The organism is Oscillatoria sp. HE19RPO, from assembly GCF_024220515.1.
Classification (GTDB): Bacteria; Cyanobacteriota; Cyanobacteriia; order Cyanobacteriales; family Laspinemataceae; genus Laspinema.
On record NZ_JAMXOT010000284.1, the window covers coordinates 1 to 10,925 of the forward strand.

Genomic DNA, 10,925 nt, shown 5'->3' on the forward strand with positions numbered 1-10,925 from the left:
ACGACTGAAGTCGTTATACCAAATCCGGTTGGTAAAAGTCGGTTTTTGGTTTTAGCCCGCGCAGGCACCGCTTCGTCCGTATAGCCCCAGGCTTCAGCCTGCGGGTTTTTACAGATTTTGGTTTTAGCCCGCGCAGGCGGGCTTCGTCCGTATAGCCCCAGGCTTTCCTTACGGAACGCTACGCGAACAGCCTGCGGGTTTTTGCAGACCTTTGACAACCGGATTCCGTATTACTACGAACAAAGAGATTTTGGGGGGGGGGAACGACTGAAGTCGTTACTACGAACGAAGAAAGATAACGACTGAAGTCGTTACTACGAACTAAGAGGGAAGTTGGTTTTTTTAGCTTGGGTTGGGGCTTTGTTGATGTAGCTGGACCTTGCATGGGGTGTTGGTTTGAGGCACAAAATTATAGCCTTAAGTACCGGAATGGCACTCAAGGCTATGATTAACGATTTGTTGTTCTAAGGGTTTTTAACGATCGCCTCGGTCCAGTAGAGGGGAAGGGGAGAAGAAGCCGGTTTCCTACCCGGTAATGAGTATGACCTCAATTAGGGTTGTACAGAAACCCGGTTTATTTTACTTCTGAACCGTTGCGATCGCCCGGTGGCCTGGAAACGTTAGGATTCAAGGCAAAACCGACTATTGAGATTATTCTTGATTCAAGTCGGGAGAGCGTTTGGGAATTTGTTCGGCTTCGGGACAGTCATCTGATACCAAAGGCTCCACATTACCCCGCGAAACGCAGGCAATTTTTTGGCTAACGGCACCGATGCTTTCGAGACGAAACATATCTTCCCAGGAAGAGAGTTCATCTTCGTCATCAGTTTCATAGCGGATAGTGACTAAATCTCCTTCGATGTCAAGAATGCGAACACCGTCAATCCAACGTTGCTGATCCCGCAAGAAAATACTGACTTCACGACCATCGCAACAGAATTGATAAATCTTGCGGTGTAGCATAGGTGGCTTCTCCTGAGCAAATAATTTTTCAATTGCTAAATCGTATTTCTCACCAAAGCGAGAATTAAGCGGCGATCGCACCAGTTCCCCAAAGTGAGGGTGGGACCAGGATGGGGGCCCGATTGTTTCCATAATGCATGGCTTGAGTTGAACTGTTCCACCTCGGGGTTGATGGCTACCGATTTAATTTGACAGTGTAGCTTGAAAACCCGTCAATATTGCTCGCAATGTACTAATCCAAATTAAATATCACCCTCGCTGAGGGGGGATATCGTAGCGAGAAATTGACAAAAGCGCGGATTTTGAACAGGGGGCGAACAAAAGTTAGATAGGGAAGGGGATTTTAACTAAGGTATTGAAGGAGGGTCCGACGGTTTTAAGGGGCTGGTCTGGTTGCCGTCTCTCCCCATCCGGTTGCGATCCCCCCGGTTAGGAACTCGATTAAGTTAGGCAGGGTGGGCCTCAAGCCTGGCCCGTTCGGGTCAGTTCGCGGGACTGACTTGGGTAACTGACCCCTAACTCGATGCTTGGACGCTGTAATCAACTCGAATAATTAGGTAGCTTCTTTTTCCTATTGTACCGATTTTCAGTCATTCTGAGACAACTCCCTCAAAGAAAGAATCTGGAATTTTCAGCACACCCTGGTCCTGAACGGTCTAAATTTAACCTCTAGTTAGGGCGAATGCTCCAGGTTGTCTGGGGTTCCCACAAAGAACGGACGATGGTGTTGGGTCTGTTCTAGGGCCTGGGTCAAGGTATTCCAGTCTTCTGCCTCGATCGCCCGGATGAACTGGTTGAGTTGATCCCGATAGCCATAGAGCGATCGCAAGACTTCCCCTCGGTTGTACTGCGCCATCATCACCCCTAACTCGGGATTGCCTCCACCGACTCGGCTGGTATCCCGAAAACCACTACTGGCAATCTGTTGGGCCAATTTCAGGCGATTCCCCACAGGTTCCCCCAGACAGGCGGATATTAAACTCGCCGAAACGAACACCGGCAGATGAGAAATCCAAGCAACGGCGCAATCATGGTCTTCAGGACTGCTGATGTAGACATCGGACCCCAGAGAACGCGCCAACTCGGTCACAGTTTCTACGGCAGCATCGGGGGTATCCTCCGTGGGAGTAATCACATAAGGACGTCCCACAAATAAATCAGGCACTGCCGCATCCAGTCCGCTTTCGGCTGTCCCTGCCATGGGATGCGCCGGGACAAAGTTTCGCCATAAGGGAGTAACCGCTTCGACCACAGGCATTTTCACGGAACCCACATCCGTTATGATAGCGGTAGGGTTGAGATGGGGGACAACTCGTTCTACAGTCCAGGCGATCGCCGCGATCGGCGTGCATATAAATACCACTTCGGCGTTTGCCATCAGGGTCATCTCTACATCTGCCTCATCCACGATTTGGCGCGTTACAGCGTCCTGGCAAGTTTGTGGGCGACGGGACACCCCTAAAATGCGGTGTCCCTGCGATCGCAAATCTAACGCCAAGGAACCTCCTATTAAACCCAAACCCACAATTCCAACGTTCATCGGCTCTTTTAATACCTAATTCCGACTTATTATGACCCCAGTTGGCTCCTTCAGAATTCCATTACAAATCCCCAGACCCGAGGCGACCCAAATTGCGCCAGTCCATGAGGAGGGAAACTCCTAACACCCCTAACACTCCTAACACTTCTCCAAATTGCCACGGAGCGATCGCCTTGCCCCTAACGGGGAATAATTCACCCCAATCCACCTAAAATTACGGATCCTGCGGATGAGTTGTCCGACTGTTCCTGATTTTGTACCGGCCAATTCCTACTTTTTTTGGCCCTGTCCCCCCTGGGATCTTTTCCTCGGTCAACAGTGAAAGAATCCGATGAGCTGTAGGGGTTGAATTTGTTGATCGCCTAGGGAGCAATTGGGAAGATTGAGGGTCAGAAAATGTTACAGTGAGTCGATCTCCCAGTGTTCTGGTGGGAGTTATCCCGCTGGGTGCGTTTGGTGATTTGGTGATGGCGATCGCCCGACTGTTGCAATTGCAATGGAACAATCCCTCCCGTGGTTTTCCACCCAGGGAACGATTCCCAACGACTCAGCAGTACCACAAGCGGGGACGTTCCTAAGAGCGATCGCTCTTCCGCTAGGATGGTAATGCAAGCGTGCTATCACCGTAAAGTCCCGCTGTTCTCAGGGTGCCCCGATGGAAGCTGAAGAACTAATCAAAAAATATGTAGCTGGTGCCAGAGACTTTCCTGGGGTGATGCTGACTGAAGTCAATCTCAGTCAAGTTAATCTCAGCGAAGTCAACCTAAGTGGGTCTAACCTGAGTATTGCCAATCTTAGCGGTGCTGACCTCACTGGAGCCAATCTCAGCCATGCCAAGCTCAATGTTGCGAAACTTAACAGCGCTCACCTGAGTGGAGCCAATCTCAATGGAGCGGACCTCAATGTTGCCAACTTAGTTCGGGCAGATCTACGCGGAACCCTGTTAATTCAAGCCTCGTTGATCCGCGCCGAACTCATGCGTGCTGAACTCAGTGGAGCCAACCTCACCCAAGCGGACCTCAATGGGGCCAACCTCCGCGAAGCGAAACTCCGACAAGCCTATCTAGTCAGCGCCAATGTCAGTGAAGCAGACATGAGAGGAGCCTCTTTAATGGGGGCGAATCTGGAACAGGCCAATTTAAGAGAGACGAACCTCAGTGGTGCGGACCTCAGTGGAGCCAACCTCAGAAATTGTGAGTTGCGCCAAGCGGATCTGTCTCATACCAAGCTCATGGGAGTAGACCTTTCTGGGGCTAATTTGCGCTGGGCGGATTTAAGTGAGGCGAATTTACGCGGTGCGGACCTCAGTGGAGCCAAATTGAGTGGCGCTAACCTCCGAGGTGCAGACTTGAGTCATGCCAATTTACTCGATGCCAGTTTGGTTTACGCGGATTTGACCTACGCCAATATGATCCAAGTGGACTGGACGGGAGCGGATATTTCCGGTGCGACCTTAACTGGAGCCAAACTGCATGGAGTGTCTCGGTTTGGGTTGAAAACCGAAGGGATTATCTGCGAGTGGCTGGATCTGAGTCCCAATGGCGATCGCGCTCAAGTCTACCGCTTTACCCCAGAAACCTCGGAAACCTTTTTTCATCAAACGCTACCGACGGTAGAACTCCTAATTGATGCGGCCCTCGACCAAGATGCTCATTTAGCTTTAGCCTTGGCCTACCATCAAATCGCCCATCGCTATCCGGACTTAATCGAACCGCCCAATATAGAAGTCAGTTCTAGGCGCACCAAACTCAGTTTTAAAATCGGCAATGACCTGTTATTGTTCTCTACAGCTTATGTGGCGATTCTCCCCTTTAAAGATGCCGGGGTGACCCAAGAGAATCTGGAGCATTTAGTTGATATGATTGAATCGGAAGAAATTTCTAGTTTACTCAATAATGCCCGCGAAAAGGTCAAGGAAATTAAAAACTCCCAGACCTTTTCTCGAATTGTGCAACGGGGAAAGTTCTTTCAATCTCCCACGCAAACGGTGTTAACGAATTCCGGCGATCGCACCTTAGATGTCCATCACAATCCCAATTTTGGGAAACGGCTGGTTAATATCGCCCTCGGCAATAATGGAGTGCCTGCTGGACCCGTTGTTTCTAGTCCTAATTTTTCTCTACCCCCAGTCAACTTGCTGGTTAATTTTATCAAAGGCTTGCACTTTTCCTCCAATGCCATCTCTCAGAAATAAACCATCTTGTCAATGGCGAACCCTATTCTGACAGTCTCTATTCTCTCCCCTCTTTCATGTCCTTTGTTTTCCTAATTTTGGCCTCCAGGCTCCTCTGACCGATTCTCCCACTAACCCATCAGCAATTTCTTCACAGGAATACCATCTATGCAAGCCGAGGATATTATCAAAAAATATGCAGCAGGAGAAAGAGACTTTTCTGGGATGGATCTGACCGAGATCAACCTCAGTCGAGCGAATCTCAGTGGCGCAAACTTCAGGAACGCCACCCTCAGTATTGCCAATCTCAGTGGAGCCAATCTCAGTGAGGCGGACCTCACCGGCGCAAAACTCAATGTGGCTCGCATGAGTGGAGCCAATCTCAGTAAGGCCAAGCTCAATGGAGCCATCCTCAATGTCGCTAACCTGGTCCGTGCCAACCTCAGCGGTGCAGAGTTGATGCAAGCGGCTTTGATTCGTGCTGAATTAGTCCGCGCTGAACTCAGTCGGGCCAACTTAAGTGAGGCTAACCTCAGCGGTGCCGATTTACGAGAGGCCAAACTCCGACAAGTGAACTTGAGTGGGTCTAACTTAAGTGAAGCAGATATGAGAGGCACAAACCTGACCAGCTCCAATTTGGAACGGGCAACATTAAGCGGGACGGACCTGAGCCGGTCCGAACTCAGTGGAGCCGACCTGACCGAGGCAGAACTCCGCCACGCCAACCTGAGTCGGGTGAATCTCAGTGGAGCTAACCTCAGTGGAGCCAATCTCCGGTGGGCGGATTTAAGTGGAGCCAATCTGCGGTGGGTGGATTTAAGTGAGGCAAAACTCAGCGGAGCCAACTTGCTAGGAGGGGACTTAAGTAACGCCAACCTGATTAATTCCAGTTTCGTCCATGCGGATTTGACCCAATCTAATTTAATCCGGGTGGAGTGGGTGGGTGCGGACCTCAGTGGCGCGACGCTAACCGGCGCAAAACTCTACGGCGTTTCCCGCTACAACCTCAAAACCGAAGGGATTACTTGCGAGTGGGTTGACTTGAGTCCTCATGGCGATCGCACTCAAATCTATCGCTTTTCCGCCGAAGAAGCTAAAAAATTTTTTAATCAAACCCCCCCAACAGTTCGGATTATTATCGATGCTCCCTTAACTCATGATGCCAATCAAACCTTAGCTCAGGTTTACCATCAAATTGCCAGTCAAGGGGAAATGATGCCTCATCCTCCCAGTATTAATGTGGGCTACCGCCGCACCGAATTGGTGTTTAAAATTGATAGCGATCGCGATATTTTTCCAACCGCTTACATTGCCATTATCCCTTTTAAAAATGCTGTAGCCACTCAAAAAAATATCATCACCTTAATGAAAATGCTCCAAGCTTATGCCATTAACAGTCACAACATGGAGGCAATTAAACAAATTAAACAACTGAGTACCGCCCTGAGTCAAACCATTCATGCTGTTAATGAAATGCAAATGTCGCCGGTTACCCTCACCCCCAACGACAACTACAACTTTTTTGAAACCCCCACCCAAGTCTTACTCACCAATTCCAGTGACCAAAGTCTGCAAGTCTATTATGATGGCAGTTTCGGAAAACGGACCATCGGTCCATCGGGTTCCGTCAAAACCGCCACAGGAACCACGATGAAAGCAACCAAGTTTTCCTTACCCAGCATTAATAACCTAGTGGAGTTTATTGATGGATTTTACTATCTCGATAATTAACCGCTCTGTTTTGTTAGTACAAGAGAACGGGTAAGAACGGATATATAATTTTTAAGAAAAACCCGACACCCGGAAGGGAATCGAGTTTTTAAACATTACTTTTCTGAGTTTATTTGCCAATCGAGACTTATGCGCGATCGCTTTAAAAAAATGATGGGCCGTTCCCGGTTCGTCGTCTCCCGAATCTTTATCCATCTCGCCGGAAATGACGTGGCCCCCCTGCTCGGGGTCCTCAACCAAGGCATCCGACCCGTACTCGATAGCGATGGAGACCTGGAAACCCTCGGGGAGGCCCTGGTAGAAATCACCGAAAGTCTCTTGCGCTACGATGACTATTGGAAGTCTGCCGCCAATGAAGGGGATGTGGTCTGGGACGAAGGGGAAGCTGGAGACTATTGGACCGAACTCTTTACCGACTCGGCTGCGCGCTATGGCAGTGAAGTCCGGTTCGCAGATTCGCCAGAGGAAACCCTCTCCCTCCCGGTGACTCGCAATGTCGTCGTCATGATCACCTTAGCGGCAGAGGGGGAAGTCCCGGAACTCGAAACGGACCTCTCTAACGTGGAAGCGTTACAGGCGGGTCTGAAAGCCGCGATCGCCCTCCATTACCAACAGCGACTGCGCGGCATTCAAATCCACTTTTCACCGGCAGCGATCGGGGAAGAACTCACCGAAGACCAAATCCTTGAGTATTTTCCCGAACTCATCCCCCTGTAAAACCCCCCCTGTCATCCAAAATCTTCTCTTACAATCAAGAAAAGAGCAGCCGGACTGACCAACTCAGTCCGGTGAATCTTGACTTGAATCAATTTCACGCATTACCTCCGCCATGTTCCGCAAACTCATCCCAGTCTTAATGGTATTCATGCTCTGTTGGACCACCACCGCCTGTAGTAGCGGTACAAGTTCCTCTTCCTACAGCGCACCCAACCCCACCACATCCGTCACCCCAACCCGAATGGCTGACGGTCGTTATCCCGTCCAGCAGGCCAGTTATAACGATGCCAATGGGGAATATAGCCTGTTTTTGCTCAATGCTTCCCCCTCGGTGTTTCGCACCGATGACTTGCCAATGGCGAGTTTAACTCCCGAAGAAATCTCTGCCGGTGAAAAAAGTTACCTTCAAGTGGAGTCGGGTCAAGCGTCCCTGCATTTGACGGAAGACTTCAAAATTGAATATATTCACGCGGTAACCGAAACCCAACCCAATCCGCAAACCGGCCAACCAGAAACCGTAATTGTCCGCCAACAATCTAGCTTCTGGACTCCCTTTGCCGGTGCGATCGCCGGACAAATGGTTGCCAATGCGCTCTTTACCCCCCGCTATTACGTCCCCCCGATGTATCAACCTGGGGTCGTCATGACGGGTTATGGCGGCTATGGCAACTCATATCAGCAAGCGGTCCAGCAATATAGCAACCGCTACCAATCTCCACCCCCAGCGGTGCAAAATCGCCAGAACCAATTGCGGACAACGGGTCGGGTGCGATCGAATCCCAGTAATGTCAATCGTCCCGCCACGGGAACCAACAACTCGCGGCCTTCAGGGTCCGGTGTCGGTGGCAGTAACCTACAACGCCCTGCCTCCAACTCATCCGGTAGTTCCACTCCCCGTCGCGGCAGTTTTGGCAGTGGTCGTTCCTCCTCTCCCACGCGATCGGCCCCCCGTCGCTCAGGTGGTGGCACAAGACGCCGCCGTTAAATTTAGCTATCTGTAGGGTGGGCATTGCCAACCCTACAATACATTGAGGCTCTACCTTGGATGGGTCCAATGTTTGTAGTAACGACTTCAGTCGTTCTCTTCGTTTGTAGTAACGACTTCAGTCGTTCTCTTCGTTTGTAGTAACGACTTCAGTCGTTCTCTTCGTTTGTAGTAACGACTTCAGTCGTTTCCGCGTTACTTGGCTAAAGCCAAGTAACGCACCCCTGTCCCGATCTTCCAGTTCCTTTACAGGCGCTTAAGTCGCTCATGGTCCCTGTCACGGCTTTAGCCATGATACGACTGAAGTCGTTACTACGAACAAAGATAACGACTGAAGTCGTTACTACGAACAAAGAGTACGACTGAAGTCGTTACTACAAACAAAGAGTACGACTGAAGTCGTTACTACGAACAAAGATAACGACTGAAGTCGTTACTACGAACAAAGATAACGACTGAAGTCGTTACTACAAACAAAGAGTACGACTGAAGTCGTTACTACGAACAAAGAGTACGACTGAAGTCGTTACTACAAACATACTCCCCCGCTTGGGATTACATTTTGTCCGGATTAATGCCAATCCGATATTCTCCTGTTGTGATTGAATTAGAAGTCCACCAACAACTCAGAGCATTCCTGCGATCGCAGGGTGAACCCTATTGGCCGCATCATTTGACGATGGCGCGGTTGGTGGCCCGTGCGTTTCGGGTGGGTCGCAGTGCGCTGATTCAAACCGGCATCCCCTCCGTGGGTGCTCATGGCGGACATCGACTCAGTTACTTAACCCCCGTGTTTATCTGGCCCGGACCGGCTATCCTAGTGGCACCGGAACCGATTCAACAGCGGTTACTGTTGGTGGAAATCCCTCAGATGCAGCAGTGGATTGAGACGAATAAAACCATTCGCACGGTTACCGATGGGGCCTCGGGCGGTTGGCGGTGGCCCGGTGCGGATTTTCAAGGATTGCTGATTATTTCCCCGAAATTGTGGTTGGAAGATGTTCTGGGCGATCGCACCAAAATCCCCCCAGGAATTCCCACCATTATTGATGGGGCCGATGACCTAGAATCCTGGGCCAGTGAGCAACTCAGCATCACCCTCCAATCCTGGGACTGGAATCAACTCATGGTTTCCCGTCCCGATTGTGCTGCCATCATTCGCGATGCCAGGGTGCAACTGACTCGTGCCTTGTTCCAACATCCCGCCAACCCCTACGGTTGTTCAATGCTGGAGTCGGAGGAAGAAAAAATCTTACAGGGTCTCTATCACACCCTGCAACAGCGCAACGGGACTGCCACCGTCTCCAGTCATTCCCCATCCTCCGAACTGCCGGATACCTGGATTCACTTTTGGCAGCAGTTTCATAGCGGCAATCGCCTGCTTTGGGCCGCCATTGACCGTAACTTGGGCCAATTTACCCTATCTGCAACCCCGGTAGAAGTGGCCTCTACCCTAGCACCGATATGGGACCAGCAGCCGGTGGTGTTGATTGGGGGGGCATTAGATTTAGAAACCTCAGCGCCGATTTATCGCCAACAATTGGGATTGGGAGATGTTACGACTCTGAAATTCTCTCCCGATCGCCAAAATGAGATGATTCAACTCTATTTACCCGAGGGAATTCCTATGCCGAATACCCCTCAGTTTGAACCCGCATTATTAGAACAACTTAGAACTTTACTTTGTATTGCAGCAACGACTCCCGGACCGATTGTCATCCTAGTCGGAGATGTCCCCCTCAAACCCCGCTTAGGGACAATTTTGGCGGCAGAGTTTGGGTCGCGGGTGCAGGTGGAAAAGACTCAAATCGATGAACAGAGTATTTTAATTACGGGTTGGGAGTTTTGGCGAGAATATCAAGGTACATTACCGCCACCCAAGTTGCTGGCGATCGCCACCTTGCCTATTCCTTCTCTAGAAAATCCTTTAGTTGCGGGTCGTGTTGCTCACTACAAACGGGAACGGCAAGACTGGTTTAGATTGTATCTGTTACCGACCGCCCTGCGAGAACTCCAACGGGCGACTGCACCCGTTCGTCAACGCCAAGGCATCGTCGCCCTCCTGGATAGTCGCGTCCTCTACCGCAGCTATGGCACCCAAGTCCTATCCGCCCTCAGTCCCCTAGCCCGAATTGATTATTTAGATGCTACTTCCTTTGTGAATTAGGGTTATTGGTCATTGGTTGTTGGTCATTGGTTCTGGAGTTGTTTTTTTAGGAGAGTACGCCAATGAATGCTCATAAAGTCACGATTACATTCAGTGAAGATGGCAAATTGGAATTAACAGGTTTGCCTTTTAATGCTGGAGATACGGTAGAAATTATTTTTTTAGAACAGCCTAAACAACAGCCATCCTCCCAAACTTCTTCCCCTGAATATCCACTTCATGGAAAACAACATTACCGCTACGATGCTCCATTTGAACCGGCTGTAAAGGCTGAAGATTGGGAGGTTTTGAAGTGATTGTTCTGGATACTTACATCTATATAATATAGCTTTACCCCTACCCCAGGACCAGAAACCGGGTTTCTGCGACAATTGTTGGTTGAGTAGCTAAATTTAAGAAAGAAACCCGGTTTCTCAACCCCTACCCCAGGACCAGAAACCGGGTTTCTACGACAATTGTTGGTTGAGTAGCTAAATTTAAGAAAGAAACCCGGTTTCTCAACCCCTACCCCAGGACCAGAAACCGGGTTTCTACGACAATTGTTGGTTGAGTAGCTAAATTTAGGAAAGAAACCCGGTTTCTCAACCCCGACTCCAGGACCAGAAACCGGGTTTCTACGACAATTGTTGGTTGAGTAGCTAAATTTAGG

Annotated in this window: 11 protein-coding genes; 7 read left to right on the forward strand and 4 right to left on the reverse strand. The window is 50.0% G+C overall.

Translation table 11 applies throughout. The features are described from left to right. The 4 genes from NG833_RS23250 to NG833_RS23265 all read right to left on the reverse strand — a co-directional run. On the reverse strand, window positions 1–218 hold a 218-nt coding region (locus NG833_RS23250; protein WP_254567653.1), incomplete at its 3' end, for a hypothetical protein. Between the two features lie 433 nt (window positions 219–651). Then, entirely contained in the window at window positions 652–963 is a 312-nt protein-coding gene (locus tag NG833_RS23255) for a DUF6679 family protein (RefSeq protein ID WP_254567663.1), read from the reverse strand. Window positions 964–1,636: 673 nt separating this feature from the next. After that, window positions 1,637–2,503, reverse strand: a complete 867-nt coding sequence (locus NG833_RS23260) for a prephenate/arogenate dehydrogenase (RefSeq protein ID WP_254567654.1) — start codon at window positions 2,501–2,503, stop codon at window positions 1,637–1,639. A gap of 61 nt (window positions 2,504–2,564) precedes the next feature. Beyond that, a complete protein-coding gene (locus NG833_RS23265) occupies window positions 2,565–2,711 on the reverse strand; it encodes a hypothetical protein (protein ID WP_254567655.1) in 147 nt (48 codons plus the stop codon). 196 nt (window positions 2,712–2,907) lie between these two features. On the opposite strand from NG833_RS23265, the gene NG833_RS23270 reads away from it, so the two are divergent. The 7 genes from NG833_RS23270 (at window position 2,908) to NG833_RS23300 (ending at window position 10,572) form a co-directional block, all read left to right on the forward strand. Further along, window positions 2,908–3,081, forward strand: coding sequence for a hypothetical protein (locus NG833_RS23270; RefSeq protein WP_254567656.1), 174 nt, complete (start codon window positions 2,908–2,910; stop codon window positions 3,079–3,081). A 77-nt stretch (window positions 3,082–3,158) separates the two neighbouring features. Then, window positions 3,159–4,697: a pentapeptide repeat-containing protein gene (locus NG833_RS23275; protein WP_254567657.1), complete on the forward strand. Its 1,539-nt coding sequence runs from the start codon at window positions 3,159–3,161 to the stop codon at window positions 4,695–4,697. Between the two features lie 147 nt (window positions 4,698–4,844). Next, window positions 4,845–6,407, forward strand: a complete 1,563-nt coding sequence (locus NG833_RS23280; RefSeq protein ID WP_254567658.1) for a pentapeptide repeat-containing protein — start codon at window positions 4,845–4,847, stop codon at window positions 6,405–6,407. Between the two features lie 129 nt (window positions 6,408–6,536). Beyond that, window positions 6,537–7,124: a DUF1517 domain-containing protein gene (locus tag NG833_RS23285; RefSeq protein ID WP_254567659.1), complete on the forward strand. Its 588-nt coding sequence runs from the start codon at window positions 6,537–6,539 to the stop codon at window positions 7,122–7,124. 112 nt (window positions 7,125–7,236) lie between these two features. Next, the gene (locus NG833_RS23290; RefSeq protein WP_254567660.1) at window positions 7,237–8,109 is read left to right on the forward strand and encodes a hypothetical protein; all 873 of its coding nucleotides are present in this window, start codon (window positions 7,237–7,239) and stop codon (window positions 8,107–8,109) included. Between the two features lie 574 nt (window positions 8,110–8,683). Continuing rightward, window positions 8,684–10,276: an ATP-dependent DNA helicase gene (locus NG833_RS23295; RefSeq protein ID WP_254567661.1), complete on the forward strand. Its 1,593-nt coding sequence runs from the start codon at window positions 8,684–8,686 to the stop codon at window positions 10,274–10,276. A 62-nt stretch (window positions 10,277–10,338) separates the two neighbouring features. After that, entirely contained in the window at window positions 10,339–10,572 is a 234-nt protein-coding gene (locus NG833_RS23300) for a hypothetical protein (protein ID WP_254567662.1), read from the forward strand. Window positions 10,573–10,925 lie beyond the last annotated feature (353 nt).